Consider the following 18,220-nt stretch of genomic DNA (forward strand, 5'->3'; position numbering starts at 1 on the left):
CGCCGCAAAGCGACAAGGTTCCGTCCCCAAGGTCCAGTCCCTCAACGGACGTGGACCACGTCGCCCGCGCTCACGGCGACGTCGCCGCCCGGTCCCTCGACCACGAGGCGGCCCGACCCGTCCACGTCCCGCGCCGTGCCCTCCAGCGTCTCGTCCGCCGGCAGCTCCACGCGGACGCGGCGGCCGAGGGTCGTGCAGAGCTCCTTGTAGGCGGTGCGGAGCCCGCTGGACTCCGGGTCGCCGCCGAGCATCGTCCACTCGCCGTACCAGGTCCGCATCTCGCGCAGGATCGCGCGCAGCAGCGGCGCCCGGTCGGTGAGCGGCGCGCCCTCGATCGCCAGCGACGTCGCGGTCGGCACCGGCAGTTCCTCCGCGCGCAGCCCGACGTTCAGGCCGACGCCCACGATCAGCGCGTCGTCGACCTTCTCGGCGAGGATCCCGGCGAGCTTGCGGTCCCCGACCAGCAGGTCGTTCGGCCACTTCAGCCGGGCGTCCACGGCGACGTCGCCGTCGGCGCCGCCGAAGAACCGCTCCCCGGACTCGGCGAACGCGGTCATCCGGCGGATCGCGGTGGCGACCGCGACGCCGGTCAGCAGCGGCAGCCAGCCGAGCAGCGGCACCGGCACCGCCGGCCGCAGCAGCATCGAGAACATCAGCCCCGAGCGCGGCGGCGCCGTCCACGACCGGCCGAGCCGCCCGCGCCCGGCCGTCTGCAACTCGGTGACCAGCACCGTCCCCTCGGGCGCCCCCTCCCTGGCCCGGGCCGCGAGGTCGGCGTTGGTCGACCCCGTCTCCGGAACGACGCGCACCTCCCGCCACAGCCCGCCCTCCTGGACGAGCGCGCTCCGCAGCGCCGCCTCGTGCAGCGGCGGCCGGTCAAGGTCCCCATACGGTGATTCGCTCACCCGTCCATCCAACCTCACCGGCCCCGGCACTCTCCCGCCCACCACCGAACCTCGCCGCGAGCCGGCGCAGGGGCGGCCGTTAGGGTTCGCCGCATGGATGGTGTGACGCTGCGGCGCGACGGGCACGTCGCGGAGATCGTGCTGGACCGGCCCGAGGCCCTCAACGCCCTGTCGACGTCGATGGCGCGGCGGCTGGCCGCGGTGTGCCGCGAGGTCGCCGACGACGCGTCCGTCCGGGCGGTGGTGCTGAGTGCGGCGGGCGAGAAGGCGTTCTGCGTCGGCGCGGACCTGAAGGAACGCAACTCGATGAGCGACGAGGAGATCCTCGCGCAGCGGCCGGTTTTCCGGGCCGCATTCGGCGGCGTCCTGAACCTCCCGCAGCCGGTGATCGCGGCGGTGCACGGGTACGCGCTGGGCGGCGGCTGCGAGTTCGCGCTGTCCGCCGACATGATCGTGGCGGACGAGTCGGCCGTGTTCGGGCTCCCCGAGGTGAGCGTCGGGCTCGTCCCCGGCGGCGGCGGGACGCAGCTGGCGCTGCGCAAGCTCGGCCCCGGCAAGGCCGCCGACCTGGTGTTCACCGGGCGCCGCCTCGGCATCGAGGAGGCCCTGGAGTACGGCCTCGCCGACCGGAAGGTGCCCGCCGGGACCGCCCGCGAGGAGGCCCTCGGCATCGCCCAGGTGATCGCGCGGAACTCCCCGACGGCCGTCAGGGCCGCCAAGCGCGCGCTGCGCCTCGGCGCCGGCGTCTCCCTGGAGGCGGGCCTGGACCTGGAGGACAACGCCTGGCGGACCGTCGCGTTCTCCGCCGACCGCCGCGAGGGCATCGCCGCCTTCAACGACAAGCGCAAGCCCGAATGGCCGAGCTAGCCCACTCCGCTCGACGGGGGCGTCAGGCGCAGGCGACGCAGGTGCGGGCCATGGAGCGGGCCTCCAGACGCTCCGGCGCGATCGGGCCGCCGCAGCGTTCGCAGATCCCGTAGGCGCCCTCGGCGAGCCGGCGCAGCGCGCCGTCGATCTCGGCCAGCCGGGCCTCGGCCCGGCTCAGCGACGCCTCGATCCGGGCGCGTTCGAAGGCGATCGTGGCGCCCTCCGGGTCGTGCTCGTCGTCCGCGTTGCTCTGCGCCGACGCCTCGACGACGCCGTCCCAGTCGCGGCGCAGCGACGCCAGAAGCTCCAGCGTGCCCGCGCGGTCGGCGACAAGGCGTTCCTCCGCTGTGGTCACACCGCCTTCAACGCCGGCCGCGCCCGGCGCGATTCCTCACGCCAGCGGCTTGGCCATGTGGACGACGTTGCGGCCCTTGAGCACCTCGCGGCCGGTCTCCCGGTAACCGAGCCGCTGGTAGCGGTCGATGTTGCCGGTCATCCGCTCATTGGTGATCAGGCGGAGCCGGGGCAGGCCGAGGGCGCGGGCGCGGGCCTCGGCGAACGCGAGCAGCCGCCCGCCGATGCCCGTGCCGTGCAGCTCCGGGTGCACGGCCACGTTGTCGACGAGGAGGACGCCGTCCTCGGGAATGAGGACGATCAGGCCGTCCGGCCCGGGGCCGGTCACGAACACGTGCCCGGCCCCGATCAGCGCGGCGTAGTCGTCGTCCATGGGCATGGGACGGGTGCCGATGATCTCCGCCCACGGCGCGTAGGCGGCCTGGACGATCTCCTCCACGCGCGGCCGGTCGGCGGCGGTCGCGGGCCTGACCTCCGCCATCAGCCGGTGTTCTGCAGTCCGGCGGCGACCCCGTTCACCGACAGGAGCAGCAGCGCTTCGAGGTGGCTGCGCTCCTCCTCGTCGGTGACGTCCCCGGCGCGCAGCGCGGTGAGGGCGCGCAACTGGAGGTGCGAGAGGGCGTCCACGTACGGGTTGCGCAGCTCGACGGCGCGGGACAGCACGCGGCGGTTCTCCAGCAGCCGCTCGTGGCCGGTGACCGCGAGGACGAGCCGCCGGGTGCGGTCGTACTCGGCGAGGACGGTCTCGGACAGCTCGGGGCGCCCGCCGAGCGCGAGGTAGCGCTCCGCGATCGCCCGGTCGGACTTGGCGAGGCTCATCTCGGCGTTGTCGAGCAGCGTGTTGAACAGCGGCCACGCCTCGTAGGCCTCGCGGAGCCCGACGAGGTCGCGGCCGTCGTCGGAGACGGCGGCGAGGCCGCTGCCGAGGCCGTACCAGCCGGGCAGGTTGACGCGGGTCTGCGTCCACGCGAACACCCAGGGGATGGCGCGCAGGTCCTCCAGGCCGCGGGCGGCCTTGCGGCGGGCCGGGCGGGACCCGATCCGCAGCTCGGCGATCTCCTCCAGGGGGCTGACGCGGGCGAACCAGGCGGCGAAGCCGTCGGTCTCGATCAGCGCCCGGAACGCGTCCTTGGCCGCCTCGCCGATCTTGTCGGCGAGCGGGCGGAACCGGGCGGCGGCCTCCCGGGCGCGGTCCTGGACGGCGTCGGTCGAGGCCAGCAGGACGGCGCTGGTGACCTGCTCGACGTGCCGCTCGGCGATCTCCGTCCGGCCGTACCGGGCGAAGATCACCTCGCCCTGCTCGGTGACCTTGAAGCGGCCCGCCACGGACCCGGGGGCCTGCGCGAGGATCGCCCGGTTGGCGGGACCGCCGCCGCGGCCGAGGGACCCGCCGCGGCCGTGGAACAGCGTCAGCGTGATGTCGTTGCGGGCCGCCCACGCGGCGAGCGCCTCCTGCGTGTCGTACAGCCGCAGGGTGGCGCTGGCCGGGCCGAGCTGCTTCGCGGAGTCGGAGTAGCCGAGCATGACCTCCATGCGGCGGCCGGTGTCGTCCAGCCGGCGCCGGACGGCCGGGATCTCCAGCATCCCCTCCAGCACGGACGGGGCGCGCTCCAGGTCCTCGCCGGTCTCGAACAGCGGGATCACGTCGAGGACGGGCGCGCCCTCGCCGAGGGACGCGGCCAGCTCGTGGACGTTCGCCATGTCCTGCGCGGACCGGGTGAACGACACGATGTAGCGGTGGCAGGCGCGGACGCCGAAGCGCTTCTGGATCCACGCGACGACGCGGAGGGTCTCGAGGATCTCCTCGGTCATCTCACTGAGCTGTTGCCGGGGGGTGTGGGGGGTCGTCCCCCCTCGGGTAGCGCCGTCGCCGCCCGCGCGGACCTCGGCCAGGGCCTTCTCGTGCAGCTCGGAGTGCTGGCGGATCTCCAGCTCGGCGAGGTGGAAGCCGAACGTCTCGACCTGCCAGATCAGCTGCTGGACGCGCCCGTACGCCTGCCGGACGGCGCCGGCGGCGGCCAGGGACTCCTGGACGGTCCGCAGGTCGGCGAGCAGCTCGTCCGGGGACGCGTAGGCGAGGTCGGCGTCGCGTTCGCGGGTCGCGGCGATCCGCGCCGCCGCGTACAGCAGGAACTGGCGGTGCGGCTCGCCCGGCGACCGCTTGGTGCCCTCGGCGAGCCGGGACGGGTGCGCGGTGCGGGCGGCGGCGAGCGCGTCCCGCAGCTCCGCCGAGGCGGGCGTCGTGGACTCGTGGACGGTCAGCTCGCGGCCGACCCGCGCGCACGCGGTCTCCAGCGCGCGCAGCACGTGGTCCGCCTGGATCATGACCGCGTCGCGGGTGACCTGCGCGGTGACGTAGGGGTTGCCGTCCCGGTCGCCGCCGATCCAGCTGCCGAACCGCAGGTACGGGCGGGCCTTCGGCGGGCGGGTGCCGGTGTCCTCCCCGTCGAGGGCGCGGTCGAGGGCGCGGTAGACGTGCGGCACGACCCGGAAGATCGTCTCGTCGAACGCGGCCATCGCGGTGCGGACCTCGTCGAGCGGGTCCATCTGGGTGCCGCGGCGCAGCGCCGTCCGCCAGAGCACGTCGATCTCCTCGCGGAGCCGCCGCTCGGTCTCCTCCCGCTCGCTCGCGCCCTGCCCGGCGTTCAGCGCCGTCAGCAGGTCGCTGATCCGCTGGATCGCGGTGACGACGGCGCGGCGGCGGGCCTCGGTCGGGTGCGCGGTGAAGACGGGCCGGAACTCCAGGCCGTCGATCATCTCGGCGAGCCGGTCGCCGCCGGCGGCGCGGATCTCCTCGACGGCCGCGGCCACCGAGCCCGGGACGCTCCCGCCGGTGTCGCGCTCGCGGAGCGTCCGGATCCGGTGGTGCTCCTCGGCGAGGTTCGTCAGGTGGAAGTACACGGTGAACGCGCGCGCGACCTGCTCGGCGCGCTCCAGCGTCCAGCCGTCGACGATCGCCGCGACCTCGTCGGCGGACGTCTCGCCCCGGCGGGCGGCGATCACCGCGTGGCGCAGCCGCTCGACGTCGTCCAGCAGCTCCCGCCCCCCGTACTCCACCAGCCCGTCGCCCAGCATCGCCCCGAGGAGGCGGACGTCACGGCGCAGCGGTTCCGGCATGTCCTGCCGCAGGGTGTCTCGCGTCTTCGTAGCCACGCGCCCAGCGTAACGAGCCCCGGTAAGGCGGAGTTCATCCCGGTCAGCGGGCCCCGCCCGCAGGTCCGGGGTCAGCGTGCGGTTACCCTGGCCCGCATGGCGATGGAAGCCCCTGAACCCGCGGTCGAGTACGACATCCACACGACGGCGGGAAAGATCGCGGACCTGGAACGACGCCGCTACGAGGCGGTGCACGCGGGCTCGGCGCGCGCCGTCGAGAAGCAGCACGCCAAGGGCAAGATGACGGCCCGGGAGCGGATCGACGCGCTGCTCGACCCCGGCTCGTTCGTCGAGTTCGACGAGATGGCGCGGCACCGGTCCACCAACTTCGGGATGGAGAAGAACCGCCCCTACGGCGACGGCGTCGTCACCGGGTACGGCACGGTCGACGGCCGGCCGGTCGCGGTCTTCAGCCAGGACTTCACCGTCTCCGGCGGGTCCCTCGGCGAGGTGTTCGGCGAGAAGATCGTCAAGGTCATGGACCACGCGCTGAAGACGGGCTGCCCGGTGGTCGGGATCAACGACTCCGGCGGCGCGCGGATCCAGGAGGGCGTGGTCGCGCTCGGCCTGTACGCGGAGATCTTCAAGCGGAACGTGCACGCCTCCGGCGTCATCCCGCAGATCTCGCTGGTCCTCGGGCCGTGCGCGGGCGGCGCGGTGTACTCCCCCGCGATCACCGACTTCATCGTCATGGCCGACCAGACCTCGCACATGTTCATCACCGGCCCGGACGTCATCAAGACGGTCACCGGCGAGGAGGTGACCATGGAGGAGCTCGGCGGGGCGCACTCGCACAACTCCAAGTCGGGCGTGGCCCACTACCAGGGCTCCGACGAGGAGGACGCGATCGAGTACGTCAAGGCGCTGCTGTCGTACCTGCCGTCCAACAATCTCTCGGACGCGCCCGCGTTCGACGTGCCGGTCGACCCGTCCGAGCCGGTCGAGGACCTCGACACCCTCATCCCGGACTCGCCGAACCAGCCGTACGACATGCACACGGCGATCGAGCACGTGGTCGACGACGGCGAGTTCCTGGAGGTCCAGGAGCTGTTCGCGCCGAACATCATCTGCGGGTTCGGGCGCGTCGAGGGCCACTCCGTCGGCATCGTCGCGAACCAGCCGATGCAGTTCGCCGGGACGCTCGACATCGACGCCTCCGAGAAGGCCGCCCGGTTCGTCCGGACCTGCGACGCCTTCAACATCCCCGTGCTGACCTTCGTGGACGTCCCCGGCTTCCTGCCCGGCACCGACCAGGAGTGGAACGGGATCATCCGGCGCGGCGCCAAGCTGCTGTACGCCTACGCCGAGGCGACCGTCCCGCTCGTCACCGTGATCACCCGGAAGGCGTACGGCGGCGCGTACGACGTCATGGGCTCCAAGCACCTCGGCGCCGACATCAACCTGGCGTGGCCGACCGCGCAGATCGCCGTCATGGGCGCGCAGGGCGCGGTCAACATCCTGTACCGGCGCGAGCTGGCCGCCGCGGACGACCCCGACACCCGCCGCGCCGAGCTGATCACCGAGTACGAGGACACCCTCGCCAACCCGTACGTCGCCGCCGACCGCGGCTACGTCGACGCGGTGATCAAGCCGTCGGAGACCCGCGGCCAGGTCGTCAAGGCGCTGCGCGCGCTCCGCGAGAAGCGCAAGACGCTGCCGCCGAAGAAGCACGGCAACATCCCGCTCTAGAGCACCGAGACGGACGCCCGTTCCGGGGCCGGACCGCCCGCCGCGTCCGGCCCCGGGGCCGCCGAGGAGAACCCGTGACCGCTGAAGACAAGCCGTTCCTGCAGGTGGTGCGGGGCGACCCGTCCCCCGAGGAGGTCGCCGCGCTGGTCGCGGTGCTGACCGCGCGAGCCCGCGCCGCCGCGGCCCGCGACGGCGGAGAGCCCCGGACGTCCCGCTGGCCCGCGTCGGCGGCCACCGCGCGGGCCCGCGCGACGCGCCCGGGATGCGTCCGATCTCCCGTCCTATGGGGTGTGTTGATCCCCGGACGGGGAATGGGATCGGGCGACACGTAACCGTGGTTCGCGCCCAGCGGGGGTCTCCGCACGAATAAGGTGGAAGGCCATGGCCACCTCGGAGTTCGTCCCACAGCCCGCGCGATACGCCATCTTCGTCGACGCGGGGTACCTTTACGCGGCCTCCGGGGCTCTGCTGCTCGGCTGCGGCTCGCGGCGCGAGTACCGGGTCGCCGCGGAGCAGCTGATCAAGGCACTGACCAGCCACGCGGACGACCAGTTGCTGGGCGAGCTGCTGCGCGTCTACTGGTTCGACGCCGCGCCGAAGAAGCAGCCCACCGTCGACCAGCGGGTCATCGCGAACCTGCCGCTGGTGAAGCTGCGGCTCGGCAACCTGAACGCGCAGGGCCAGCAGAAGGGCGTGGACGCGCAGCTCCGCGCCGACCTGGAGGCCCTCGCCCGGCACCGCGCGATCACCGACGCGGTGCTGCTGGCCGGCGACGAGGACATGCTGCCCGCCGTGGAGGCCGCGCAGCGCTACGGCGTCCGCGTGCACCTGTGGGGCGTGGAGCCGACGCACGGCTCCAACCAGGCCGAATGGCTGGTGTGGGAGTCCGACCGGGTCGAGGTGCTGTCCGCCGACTTCCTGCGCCCGTACTTCACCAAGGCCAAGGTGCTGCCGGTGCCCGCGCCCGGCACCGCCGCCGCCGTCCGCGACGCGGCCGCCGCCGCGCAGCGCACGTCGCCCGTCCCGTCCCCGTCCCAGGTGTTCGCCGGGCGCCCCCCGGCGGTCAAGCCCGCGCCCGCCGCGGCCGTCCGCACCGCCGTGCCCGTCCCGGGCGGCGCCCCGGTGACCCCGGCGACCGTGGCGGCCTCGATGAACGCGGCGTCCGCCGCCCAGTCCGACGGCCGCCTCGGCCCGGACCGCGACCACATGCTGGAGATCGGCGAGCACGTCGCCCAGAAGTGGATCTTCGAGCGGGGCCGCGACAACATCCGCGACCTGCTCCCCGGCCCGATCCTGCCGCCCGTCATCGACAAGGAGCTGCTGATCGAGGCCGAGAAGGAGCTCGGCGGCTCCCTGCGCCCCTACCAGGAGGCCCGGACCTGGCTCCGCGACGGCTTCTGGGAGCGCGTCTACCGGGAGTTCGGCATCGGCTTCGGCAAATCCGACTGACCTCCGCCACCCCGCACGTTCCGCATTCCGGCTGACAGCCGCTGGGTCGCCGCGTCCCCGCGATGGACACGTTTGGTAGTTATTCGGGCGCGGGGAGTCGCGGACGGGTACAGTCGGCGGCCGTGATGGGGAGAGGCCGTGCCAGAGGACGGCGCCGACGGGCGGCCGGCGCGTTCGCGCTCGCCGGGGTCATGGCGCTGGTCTCGGGGTGCGAGCCGCCCGTCGGCTTCTACCGGCCCGGCGAGGGCGGCCCGGACGATCCCGTGGTGGGCCTCGGCGGGCCCGCGCCCTACGTGCGGCCGGGCACGGAGCGGCCCAAGACCGCGGACCCGCCGGTCGTGCCGGCCGGCGGACGGGTGTACGCGGCGACCGGGCCCGGGATGATCGCTCCGGGCGCGCGGAGCATGCCGGCGCGGCTGTACGTCGCGGACGGGCGCGGCATCGAGGTCATCGACCCGCGGACGCTGCGGCTGGTCGGACGGGTCGGCGCCGGGGCCGGGGCCGGGGCCGGGGGCGGGGGCGCCGCGGCGCGGGTGGTGCCCTCGTGGGACCTGCGGCGGCTGTGGATCGCCGACACCGTGCACGACGTGCTGGTCCCGGTGTGGGCGCGGACGGGGCGGCGGGGCCTGCCGGTGCCCGCCGTCGACCCGGCGGGGCTGTACTTCACCCCCGACGGGCGGACGGCGCTGGTCGCGGCGGGGCGGCCGAGGCGGATCGAGGTCCGCGACCCGCGGACGATGCGGCCCCGGGCGTCGGTGCCGCTGCCGTGCGCGGCGGCGGACGGCGACTTCACGCTCGCCGGGACGTCCCTGGTGATGAGCTGCACGTCGGCGGGGGCGCTGCTCCGGGTGGACGTGCCGGGGCGGCGGGTCGCGGGCGCGGTCCGGCTGCCTGCGGGGGCGCGGCCGGGCGACGTGCGGCTGTCCCCCGACGGCGGGACGTTCTTCGTCGCGGACGCGGCGAACGGCGGGGTGTGGGCGGTGGACGCGCGGACGTTCGCGCCGCGCGGGTTCGTCCGGACGGCGCCGGGCGCGCGGGGCCTCGCGATCAGCCGGGACGCGCGGCGGCTGTTCGTCGCGGGCGGCGGGACGCTCGCCACCGTGGACTTCCGGACCCGCCGCGTCACCGCGCGGTGGCCGCTGCCGGGCGGCGGGGACGCGATCCCGGGCGGTGTGTCGTCGGACGGGCGGGCGCTGTGGCTGGCCGGCGCGGAAGGGCTCGTCTACGCGGTGTCGACGCGGACGGGCCGGGTGCTGCGGCGGGCGCGGCTCCGGAGCCGCCCGGCGGCCCTGGCCGTGCATCCGCAGCCGGGCCGGTACTCGCTGGGCGGCACCGGCCTGTACCGCTGATCAGGACCCGACCCGGTGCCATTCCGGGATCAGCTCCTCGACCAGCGCCTCCGTCTCCGGCTGCAGCTGGTCGATCATCGGGTCCCGGCCGACGCGGCCGCGCAGCTCGTCGACCGCGATCCTGACCTGCGCCTCGTCACCGGTCGCATGGGTGGCACGGAGCAGGTCCCGCCACAGGCCCTCGTCGTCGGGCGCGAGCCGGAGCCCGGCGCGGGCGGCGGCGACCGCGCCGCGCGCGTCGCCCTCGTCCAGCCGCAGGACGGCGAGCCGGTGCGCGACGTCGACGACCCGGGCCGTCGCCTCGTACTCCAGGTCGTGCGCGGCGAGCCAGGAGTAGCGGCCGCGGGGGCGGCCGGAGAGCAGGGGGCCGCGGACGAGGTCCAGCGCGTACGCCATGTAGGCCATCTCGGAGGCTGGTTCGGCGGCGGACCGCCACACCAGCCACCGGAACACGGCGAGGTCGACGCGGACCTCCGAGCCGAGCCTGATCCGGCCGCGCTCGTCGTAGTACAGGTTGGGTCGGCCGCGGGCGTCGCGGCCGAGCCAGTCGGACACGCGGGCCACGCACGCGTCGCGGACGCCCGCGGTGACGCCGCGCGGCCAGATCGCGCCGGACAGCACGGTCGGGTGCACGCCGTTCGGGTGCGCCGCCAGGTAGACGAGGACCTCGGTGCAGAGTTCGCGGCGGCTCTCGTCCATCGGCCCCGGCGCCTCGACCTCGATCGGGCCGAGCAGCCGGACGTCGACCGACGACTGCTGCGCGTCGGGCGGCTGCGGCGCGTCCACGGGGTCCGCCAGCGGCACCGGGTCGGTCCGCCCGGCCGTCTCGAACAGGTCGAACACCGCGCGGTACTGGTCGTCGCGGACGAGCTGCGCGTCCACCTCGAAGCCGAGGACGCCGGCGTGCAGCCGGGCGCGCTCGTCGACGTCCCAGGTCCAGGTGGCGCCGGGGACGTCGCCGGGGACGAGGTAGCCGGCGGCCATCCGGGTGCCGGTGCGGGCGAGGGCGACGAGCCGGTCCGCCTCCCAGTCCGCCGGCGGGTCCGCCATGATCAGGTAGTGCGGCATCCACGCCTCGCCGAACACGCCGCGGCAGCGCCCGGTGAGGACGGAGTCGACGCCGGACGCGGCGAGCGCCTGCCGGACCTCCTCGGTGCGGCCCTCCAGCTCGGGCAGCGCGTCCGCGAGGTTCGGCACGGACCGGACGCGGTCCGGGGCGATCCGGGCGAGGCCCTCGCCGAACTCGGCGCCGAACCCGACGAGCGTGATCCGCATGTGGTCGGACCAGCGGTTGGTGGCCAGCTCCATCGCGATCGCGGCGAGGGCGGCGCGCCGGTCGTCGTCGGGGCCGCGCAGCGCGACCAGGCCGTGCGCCGCCTCCAGGTCGACGAGGATGCGGCCGTTGTCGTTGGTGCCGATGGAGACCAGGCCCGGGTAGGGGGCGAGGACGTCGGCGAGGTCGGCGGCCTCCAGCCCGGCCGCCGCGTCGGCGCGCAGCCGCCACACCTGCCCGTCGTCGAACGCCTGCCAGGGCGCGGGCGGGTTGCGGTCGGCGGGCGCGATCCACAGGTCGAGGCTGCCCTGCCCGTTCTGCGCGTGGCCGAGGTGCACCCCGTAGACGGTCGGGAGGGCGCGCCCTCCGGCGGCCATCGACTTCGACAGGTGCCGCAGGCCGAGGTCGAGGAGCCGCGCGCCGTCCTCGTCGGCGCCGAACCGCAGCGCGCGCTCCGCCTCCGCCGCCGCGCCCTCCGGCCGGGCGATCATGTGGCCGAACGCGCGGTTCCACATCTGCGTCCGGCGGCGCCGGCCGAGCACGCTGAGCAGGCCGGCGGCCAGCAGCGACGCGGCGGCGAGGCCCTGCGGCCATTTCAGCTCGAACGACGGGCCGGGGTCGTCGTAGGAGGTCCGGCTCTGGCCGGGCAGGCTCGCGCCGCCGGTGCCGGCGCCGCCGCCCATCTCGCCGGACGGCCCGCCCGCACCGCCGCCGCCGTGCGCGGGCGGATGCGCCGGGGTCTCGGCCCCGTGCGACGGCGCGGCGGTGTGGGACGGGGACGGCGCGGCCGTGTGGGACGGGGACGGCGCAGCCGTGTGGGACGGGGACGGGCTCGGCGCCGCGGTGTGGGGCGGCGACGGCGTGGGGGCGGCCGTGTGCGCGGGCGGACGCGCGGGCGCCGGCTTCTGCGGCTGCGGTGTCGCGGTGTGCGCCGGCGCCTCGGTGTGGGACGGCCGCGGTGCCGGAGTCGCCGGCGCCGAGGGCTGCGGCGCCGGATTCTGCGGCGCGGGCGTCGAGGGCGCCGGGTCCTGCGGATGCTCCGGACGGTCCGGGACGGCGTGCCCGAACCGGTAGTAGTCGTGCAGGTCCTTCACGGGGACGGTGTGCGCGTGCTTGGCGTCCGCCGGCATCTCCAGGACCCAGCCGGGACGGATCAGGCTCGCGATCGTGAGGCGCGTCCCGTCCGGCTGCACGTGCCCCTTGTTGAGGTCGTAGATCTCCTTGTAGCGGCGCCCTTCGCCGAGGCACTTCTCGGCGATCTCCCAGAGGCTCTCGTGGTGCCGGCCCTCCGGCGGGTGCACCCGGTAGATCTTGGTGGTGTCCGGTTTCTCGCTGAGCGTCTCGGTGCGGGACTCGGCGGGCGCGGGCGGCGCCTCGGCGGGACGGTCCGGCGCGTCCGGGACGCGTTGGTACTCCTGCGCCGAGGCGTGCGCGGGACGCTGCGACAGCCCGCCGGAGAGCGCCGGCATGATCACGGACGTGGCGGTGAACAGCAGCAGCGCGGCGACGACGAGCCGGTGCACCAGCGACTGCGTGCCGCCCGCGAGCGGCACCCGCGCGGGCACGCCGACCCCGCGGATCCCCGCGTACACCTCGACGACCACGCACAGCGCGAGCTGGATCCAGGCGAGCCAGACCAGCACGACGAGGATGCCGATGAGCGAGCCGGGCCCGATCCGGTGCGAGAGGTCGGACGCGGCGGGCAGGTGCGACGGGATCGGCGACCCGAAGAACGTCAGCAGCGCGTAGGGGACGCCCGCGAGGAGCGCGGCGAGCGCCGCGAGGGCGCCGATGCCGGCGAGGACGTCGCCGGAGCCGCGGCGCGCCCGCACCCGTACGGGGGTCCGCCGCCCATGCCCTGTCACCATCGCGCCCCCACGGTTCGCCGGGTCTCGGACGTAGCCTCGATCGTAAGGCCGTTCTCCGCCGCCCTCATGGGCCGTTTCCTCCGGTGACGGGGCGGGCGGTCTCGGTGGAGGTCAGGGTGAACGAGCCGAACCCCGGGACGATCCCGAGGATCTGCGGCTTCACCGTGATCTCGACGCTGACCGTCACCTGCTGCTGGTCGGCGTCGCAGCGCGACGCGGCGACCTGGGTGCCGAAGTCGCCGAGCAGGCCGCAGGCCGCGGCGCGGGCCCGTCCCGGGTCGAGGACGGGCTCGCCGGTCGTGCGGAGCGCCTCGGTGTCGATCTGGTTCGCCCCGGCGCGCGCCGCCTGCTCGGCCATGTCGGCGGCGCGCTGCCGCGCGTGGATGGCGAGGCCGCCGTCCACCAGCAGGCCCGCCAGCATCAGCACGATCGGGGTGAACAGGACGGTGTACATCGCGATCGTGCCCCGGTCGGCGCCGCCCTGGCCCGAGAGCCGGGTCCGGGTCCGGGCGCGGAGCACGCGGAGGGCGCGTCTCATCGGCCGTCCCCCGGTTCCGCCGGTCCGTCGCCGCCCCGGAAGGTGAAGGTGTCGATCGGGGCGACCGACCGGCCCTGCAGCCGCTTGGTGCCGGGCAGCCCGATGAACGCCAGGTCGGACAGGTTCACGTCGCACACGATCGTCACCTCGACGTGCCCGCCGGGCGCGAAGTCCGACACGTCCGTCTGGACGGACGGGCCGCCGGAGCACCAGCGCGAGTCGCGCAGCCCGGCGGTGGCGGTCTCCTGCGCGAGCTCCTGCGCGGATCCGGCGTCGCGGGCGATGGACGCGGCGCGGACCGCGTCGCGTGCGGCGCCGTCCACCTGGCTCTGCGCGTCCACCATCCGCCCCGCGCCGGCGAGGAACAGCAGGAACGCGACGAACAGCGGCGTGACGAGCACCAGCTCCAGCGACATGGAGCCCCGGTCGCCGCCGGCCGCACTCCGCCGCCCCCTCCCGATCCGCCCGAGCCTCCCGGTCACGGGCCCGCTCCTCGCTGGCAGGCGAGGCCCGTCCCGACGTCCGGCCGGAAGCACTCGATCGGCCCCTGCGACCGCTGCGACACGTGGAAGGTCAGGAACGGGATGACCTGCACGGCCTCGCCGCTGACCTGCACCCACCGCTCGTCGTTCACCTCGCCGGTGTCGACGTGCAGGCCGCTGATCAGGTGCGGCCCGATGTGGTCGATGTCGCCGGTCGCCTTCGTGACGGCCGCGTCCTGCCAGCCGCCGCCGACCGGCTGGGTCCGGGCGACGCGGGCGCCGGACTGCGCGGCGGCCAGCGCGACCTGCCGCGCGTGGAACACCATCGTGAACTGGACGACGGCGAGCAGCACGAGGATGAGCACCGGCGTGAGCAGCGCCCACTCCATCGACGACACGCCCGCGTCCGGCCCGAGCCGGCGGCGGGCGGCGGCGAGGGCGGCGGCCGCCCGCGCGCGTCCACGGCACCGCATCGCGGTCAGCCCGTGTTGATGCTGTTGGCCTTGTCCTGGATCTTTTTCTGGATGATCGCGCCGATGGTGATCGCGATCAGCGCGAGGATCGCGGTGATGATCGCCCATTCGATCGCCGAGGCGCCCTTGCTCCGCTCCTCCTCGTCGCGCAGCCGCGCGAGCCGCGTGCCGAGCAGGGCCCGCAGGTAGACGAGGGCCGGATCGTTCAGCGGGTTCATCGAGACTCCTTCAAGGGGACGGGCCCGGAGGCGATGCGGGGTCACGAGGCGAGCACCCGCATCAGGGCCGGATAGGCCAGGAAGACCAGGAAGCCGGCGCACAGGAACAGCTGCGCGACGAGCATGGACTGGGACCGCTCGCCCGCCTTGCCCTCCAGCTCCGACAGCTCGCGGCTGCGCATCGACGCGGCGCGGGCGGACAGCGACCGGCGGATCTGCGCGCCGTCGTCGGACACCAGCGCGAGCGCGCCGGCGAGGTCGCGCAGCTCGGCGATGTCGAGGTCGTCGCCGAGGCCGCCGAGCGCCTGCCAGGGCGTCTGCCCGGTGAGGCGGGCGTTGCCGAGCGCGTCGCGGATGCGGCGCATCGCCGGGCCGTCCCCGACGTTCGACGCGGTCATCAGCGCCTCCGGGACGCCGCGCCCGCCCGCGAGGTTCATCGAGACCAGGTCGAGGAACGCGCCGACGACGTGCCGGAAGTCCTGCCGGCGGGCCTGCGCCTCCTGCCGCAGCTGCATGTCCGGGAAGAAGAAGAACAGCGCGGCGAACAGCACGCAGATCCACACCGGGACCTGCACGGACGACCCGAAGCCGAGCAGCGCGAAGTAGCCGACGACCAGCGGGATGAACAGCAGCGCGGCGGCGGGCAGCAGGAACTTGGTCGCGAGGAACGCCTCCAGCGACCGCTCGGTGATGGCGAGGTCCGCGCGGACCGAGCGCAGCTTCCAGCCGCGCGACTCGCAGAACGCCACCAGCTCCCGCCCGAGCCGCGCCCGCATCCCGCCGAACCGGCCGGCGGGCCGGACCGTCCCGGCCCGCGCGTCCTCCAGGTCGCGGCGGCGGGCGGCGTCGAGCGCGGCCATCCGCGCGGCGAGGCCGGGACGCGCCGGGAACAGCGCCCGGACGAGCGCGTACAGACCGAGGCCGACGACGGCGCCAGCGAGGATCGCGCCGGTCACGCGGCATCACCCCCGGTCATGCCGCACCACCGCCGCCCGCGTCCATGGTGTGCCGGCCGCGCAGCGGGAGGTCCTGGGCGCCGGTGGCGGCGCGCCCGGCCTGCCAGCCCGCGACCGTGCTCGGCACCTCGCCGGGCACGCCGGGACGGGCCTGCCGCGGCTCGCCGAGGAACCGTCCGGGCAGGTCGTACTTGGCGAGGCGGCGCAGCCACAGGAACGCCGCGCCGTACAGGGCGACGACGATGCACAGCACGAGCTGGCCGAGGAAGTCGTCGTAGGGCTGCACGTAGGAGTGGTTGAACACGGCGAGCGCGAGGGCCGTCCCGACCGAGACGCCGACGACGATCCGGACGCTGCGGCGGGTGGAGCGGCGGTCGGCCTCGACGCGGCGCCGCATGTCGAGCTCCGCGCGCGCGGACGTCGCGAGCGCGCTGAGCATGTCGCGCAGGCCGGGGCCGCGCAGCCGGGCGTTCAGGATCAGCGCGGCGATCACGAGGTCGGCGGACGGGTCGTCGATGTCGTCGGCGAACCGGCGCAGCGCCTCCGGCATCGGGACGCGGGTGTGCAGCCGGTCGACGAGGGTGCGCAGCGGCTGCTGGAGCGCCGGGGCGGCGGCGCGCTGCGACGCCGGGATGGCCTGTTCGAGGCCGACCGCGCCCGCGATGGTGTCGCGCAGCGACTCCGTCCACGCGGCGAGGCCCTCCAGCCGCGCCATGCCCTTGCGCTCCTCGGCGGCGCCGCCGGCGAGGCCGTCCCAGGCGAGGACGAGCGCGCCCGTCCCGGCGGCGGCGATCGGCCAGCGGGTCACCGCGAGCACGAGCACGCCGACGATGACCGCGACGGCGGTGCGGGTGGTGAGGGTCCGGACGAGGTCCTCGCGGCTGCGGCCGCGCACCGGGCGGGTCCGCGGCGGCAGGCCGCGGATCGCGACGGCGAGCAGCAGGAGCCCGCCGCCGGCGACGGCGCCGGCGACGACGGCGAGCAGCACGTCGGCGGAGTACATCACCGGCCCCCGCTCCGCGCGTGCCGCGCGCGCCGCACCCCGCTCGCAGTGATCACCAGGCACCCCCGTGGGACGGGTCGTAGCCGTACTCGGCGAGCTCGTCGACGCAGGCGATCGGCGCGGACGGCACCGCGAACCCGCCGGGTCCGAGCGCGAACACCTCCGACGACAGCACCCGCCCGTCCACGCCGGTGACCTCGCGGACGCTCGCGACGTAGCGGCGCAGCCGCCCGCCGGAGGCGTAGTCGTTGCGCTTCTCGATGAACACCACGAAGTCGATCGCGCCCGCGATCAGCATGTGCGTCGCCTCGACGGGCAGCCGCTCCTCCGACTGGATCGCGTAGGTGGAGATGCGGTTGAACACCTCCGCCGACGAGTTCGCGTGGATCGTCGACAGCGAGCCGTCGTTGCCCTGCGTCATCGCGTTCAGCATCGTGACGATCTCGTCGCCGAGCACCTCGCCGACGATGACGCGGGACGGGTTCATCCGCAGCGACCGGCGGACCAGCTCCGCCATCGAGATCGCGCCCTGCCCCTCGGAGTTCGGGAGCCGCTGCTCGAACGCCACGCAGTTCGGGTGCAGCTCGGGGAAGGCGTCCAGGCCGAGCTCCAGCGCCCGCTCGACCGTGATGAGCCGCTCGTTCGCCGGGATCTCGTTGGCGACGGCGCGCAGCAGCGTCGTCTTCCCCGCGTTCGTCGCGCCGGCGATCATCACGTTCTTGCGGGCGAGGACCGCGGCGCGGAAGAACCGGCCCAGCTCCTCGGTGAACGTGCCGTTGCCGACCAGGTCGGACAGGAACACCTTGCCGAGCCGGGCGCGGCGGATCGACAGCGCGGGGCGCAGCGTCACGTCCATCACCGCGGAGAGGCGCGAGCCGTCGGGGAGCCGCAGGTCCAGCTGCGGGTTCGCGGTGTCGAACGGCCGCGACGACAGCCCGCTGTAGGCGGCGAGGATCTGGATCAGCTCGACCAGCTCCTCGTCGGTCTCGGCGACCGGCTCGCCCATCACCTCGCGGCCGTCGGCGTAGCCGATGAACACCCGGTCGCAGCCGTTGATGTCGATGTTCTCGATCTCCGGGTCCTCCAGCAGCGGCTGGAGCCGGCCGACCCCGAACAGCGCGGCGTGCACGCCGGCGGCGAGCGCCTCCTCCTCTTCGGCGTTCGGCGGGCGCCGCCCGGCGGTGATCTCGCCGCGCGCGAACTCCTCCAGCACCTGGCCGATCAGCGCGCGGGCGAACTGCCGCTCGTCCTCTCCGGACATCGGCGGCAGCCCGTGCGCGGCGTCCATCCGGCGCTGCTGGGCGAGCCGGTCGCCGACCTCCTGGCGGAGCCGTTTGACGAGGACGTGGTCCACCTAGCGCCCCCGCTCCTCGTGCCGTCCGCCCGCCGGGACCTGCTCGGACCGCGCGTCCGCGGGCGGGACGGGACGCCCGTTCCCGGCGGCGTGCCGCGCATGCGGCGCCGGCTCGCCGGCCGCGTCCGGCATCGAGGGCATGGGCGGCGCGGCGGGCGGTGCGGACGCGGACACTTCCAGTAAGAGCTTCAAGAACACGGCGAACTGCCGAACGCCGGAGCGTGTCCTTGGCCTTGTCGATAACCAGGCTGTAGAGCCAGCCAGACGAAGGCCAGCAGCAGAGCATCGC

Annotated in this window: 18 protein-coding genes; 5 read left to right on the forward strand and 13 right to left on the reverse strand. The window is 75.0% G+C overall.

Features of this window, described 5'->3' with window-relative positions; translation table 11 throughout:
• Window positions 1-41 precede the first annotated feature (41 nt).
• Complete coding sequence (locus amrb99_RS41745; RefSeq protein WP_190867060.1) at window positions 42-905, reverse strand: biotin--[acetyl-CoA-carboxylase] ligase; 864 nt, start codon at window positions 903-905, stop codon at window positions 42-44.
• A gap of 93 nt (window positions 906-998) precedes the next feature.
• Between amrb99_RS41745 and amrb99_RS41750 the strand changes: the two genes are divergently transcribed.
• Window positions 999-1,772 carry an enoyl-CoA hydratase-related protein gene (locus amrb99_RS41750; RefSeq protein WP_190867062.1) on the forward strand — a complete coding sequence of 258 codons (774 nt, stop codon included), beginning with the start codon at window positions 999-1,001 and terminating at the stop codon, window positions 1,770-1,772.
• Between the two features lie 22 nt (window positions 1,773-1,794).
• On the opposite strand, the gene amrb99_RS41755 is transcribed toward amrb99_RS41750, so the two are convergent.
• The 3 genes from amrb99_RS41755 to amrb99_RS41765 are packed head-to-tail and all read right to left on the reverse strand — an operon-like array spanning window position 1,795 to window position 5,243.
• Window positions 1,795-2,127 (reverse strand): TraR/DksA C4-type zinc finger protein, encoded by a 333-nt coding sequence (locus tag amrb99_RS41755; RefSeq protein WP_190867064.1) that lies wholly within the window; start codon window positions 2,125-2,127, stop codon window positions 1,795-1,797.
• A 36-nt stretch (window positions 2,128-2,163) separates the two neighbouring features.
• A complete protein-coding gene (locus amrb99_RS41760; protein ID WP_190867066.1) occupies window positions 2,164-2,607 on the reverse strand; it encodes a GNAT family N-acetyltransferase in 444 nt (147 codons plus the stop codon).
• Window positions 2,607-5,243: a phosphoenolpyruvate carboxylase gene (locus amrb99_RS41765; protein ID WP_190867088.1), complete on the reverse strand. Its 2,637-nt coding sequence runs from the start codon at window positions 5,241-5,243 to the stop codon at window positions 2,607-2,609. The genes amrb99_RS41760 and amrb99_RS41765 overlap by 1 nt, the downstream gene beginning before the upstream one ends.
• 132 nt (window positions 5,244-5,375) lie before the next feature.
• On the opposite strand from amrb99_RS41765, the gene amrb99_RS41770 reads away from it, so the two are divergent.
• From amrb99_RS41770 to amrb99_RS41785, 4 genes are all read left to right on the forward strand, one after another.
• Complete coding sequence (locus amrb99_RS41770; RefSeq protein WP_206700316.1) at window positions 5,376-6,968, forward strand: acyl-CoA carboxylase subunit beta; 1,593 nt, start codon at window positions 5,376-5,378, stop codon at window positions 6,966-6,968.
• Between the two features lie 74 nt (window positions 6,969-7,042).
• On the forward strand, window positions 7,043-7,300 hold the full coding sequence (locus tag amrb99_RS41775) for an acyl-CoA carboxylase subunit epsilon (RefSeq protein WP_190867068.1): 258 nt from the start codon (window positions 7,043-7,045) through the stop codon (window positions 7,298-7,300).
• Window positions 7,301-7,349: 49 nt separating this feature from the next.
• Window positions 7,350-8,417 carry an NYN domain-containing protein gene (locus amrb99_RS41780; RefSeq protein WP_190867070.1) on the forward strand — a complete coding sequence of 356 codons (1,068 nt, stop codon included), beginning with the start codon at window positions 7,350-7,352 and terminating at the stop codon, window positions 8,415-8,417.
• Window positions 8,418-8,542: 125 nt separating this feature from the next.
• Window positions 8,543-9,766 carry a hypothetical protein gene (locus amrb99_RS41785; protein ID WP_206700317.1) on the forward strand — a complete coding sequence of 408 codons (1,224 nt, stop codon included), beginning with the start codon at window positions 8,543-8,545 and terminating at the stop codon, window positions 9,764-9,766.
• On the opposite strand, the gene amrb99_RS41790 is transcribed toward amrb99_RS41785, so the two are convergent.
• From amrb99_RS41790 to amrb99_RS41830, 9 genes are all read right to left on the reverse strand, one after another.
• Entirely contained in the window at window positions 9,767-12,907 is a 3,141-nt protein-coding gene (locus tag amrb99_RS41790; protein WP_190867074.1) for a BTAD domain-containing putative transcriptional regulator, read from the reverse strand. It abuts the gene before it with no gap.
• 64 nt (window positions 12,908-12,971) lie between these two features.
• Window positions 12,972-13,445, reverse strand: a complete 474-nt coding sequence (locus tag amrb99_RS41795; RefSeq protein WP_241756442.1) for a TadE family protein — start codon at window positions 13,443-13,445, stop codon at window positions 12,972-12,974.
• Window positions 13,442-13,927, reverse strand: coding sequence for a TadE family protein (locus amrb99_RS41800; RefSeq protein WP_347257085.1), 486 nt, complete (start codon window positions 13,925-13,927; stop codon window positions 13,442-13,444). Before amrb99_RS41800 ends, amrb99_RS41795 begins: the two co-directional genes overlap by 4 nt.
• Entirely contained in the window at window positions 13,924-14,400 is a 477-nt protein-coding gene (locus amrb99_RS41805; RefSeq protein ID WP_190867076.1) for a TadE family protein, read from the reverse strand. Before amrb99_RS41805 ends, amrb99_RS41800 begins: the two co-directional genes overlap by 4 nt.
• A gap of 5 nt (window positions 14,401-14,405) precedes the next feature.
• Complete coding sequence (locus amrb99_RS41810; RefSeq protein WP_190867078.1) at window positions 14,406-14,618, reverse strand: hypothetical protein; 213 nt, start codon at window positions 14,616-14,618, stop codon at window positions 14,406-14,408.
• A 41-nt stretch (window positions 14,619-14,659) separates the two neighbouring features.
• Window positions 14,660-15,574, reverse strand: coding sequence for a type II secretion system F family protein (locus tag amrb99_RS41815; RefSeq protein ID WP_190867080.1), 915 nt, complete (start codon window positions 15,572-15,574; stop codon window positions 14,660-14,662).
• A gap of 16 nt (window positions 15,575-15,590) precedes the next feature.
• Window positions 15,591-16,577: a type II secretion system F family protein gene (locus tag amrb99_RS41820; RefSeq protein WP_190867096.1), complete on the reverse strand. Its 987-nt coding sequence runs from the start codon at window positions 16,575-16,577 to the stop codon at window positions 15,591-15,593.
• A 52-nt stretch (window positions 16,578-16,629) separates the two neighbouring features.
• Entirely contained in the window at window positions 16,630-17,931 is a 1,302-nt protein-coding gene (locus amrb99_RS41825) for an ATPase, T2SS/T4P/T4SS family (protein ID WP_190867082.1), read from the reverse strand.
• Window positions 17,932-18,105, reverse strand: a complete 174-nt coding sequence (locus amrb99_RS41830) for a hypothetical protein (protein WP_190867084.1) — start codon at window positions 18,103-18,105, stop codon at window positions 17,932-17,934.
• Window positions 18,106-18,220 lie beyond the last annotated feature (115 nt).

It is taken from the genome of Actinomadura sp. RB99 (genome assembly GCF_014706005.1).
Classification (GTDB): Bacteria; Actinomycetota; Actinomycetes; order Streptosporangiales; family Streptosporangiaceae; genus Spirillospora.

Coding starts and splice junctions, on each gene's coding strand:
- amrb99_RS41750 (WP_190867062.1), top strand. CDS start 999: ATGGATGGTGTGACGCTGCGGCGCGACGGGCACGTCGCGGAGATCGTG.
- amrb99_RS41760 (WP_190867066.1), bottom strand. CDS start 2,607: ATGGCGGAGGTCAGGCCCGCGACCGCCGCCGACCGGCCGCGCGTGGAG.
- amrb99_RS41765 (WP_190867088.1), bottom strand. CDS start 5,243: ATGCCGGAACCGCTGCGCCGTGACGTCCGCCTCCTCGGGGCGATGCTG.
- amrb99_RS41770 (WP_206700316.1), top strand. CDS start 5,376: ATGGCGATGGAAGCCCCTGAACCCGCGGTCGAGTACGACATCCACACG.
- amrb99_RS41780 (WP_190867070.1), top strand. CDS start 7,350: ATGGCCACCTCGGAGTTCGTCCCACAGCCCGCGCGATACGCCATCTTC.
- amrb99_RS41785 (WP_206700317.1), top strand. CDS start 8,543: ATGGGGAGAGGCCGTGCCAGAGGACGGCGCCGACGGGCGGCCGGCGCG.
- amrb99_RS41790 (WP_190867074.1), bottom strand. CDS start 12,907: ATGGTGACAGGGCATGGGCGGCGGACCCCCGTACGGGTGCGGGCGCGC.
- amrb99_RS41795 (WP_241756442.1), bottom strand. CDS start 13,445: ATGAGACGCGCCCTCCGCGTGCTCCGCGCCCGGACCCGGACCCGGCTC.
- amrb99_RS41805 (WP_190867076.1), bottom strand. CDS start 14,400: ATGCGGTGCCGTGGACGCGCGCGGGCGGCCGCCGCCCTCGCCGCCGCC.
- amrb99_RS41810 (WP_190867078.1), bottom strand. CDS start 14,618: ATGAACCCGCTGAACGATCCGGCCCTCGTCTACCTGCGGGCCCTGCTC.
- amrb99_RS41820 (WP_190867096.1), bottom strand. CDS start 16,577: ATGTACTCCGCCGACGTGCTGCTCGCCGTCGTCGCCGGCGCCGTCGCC.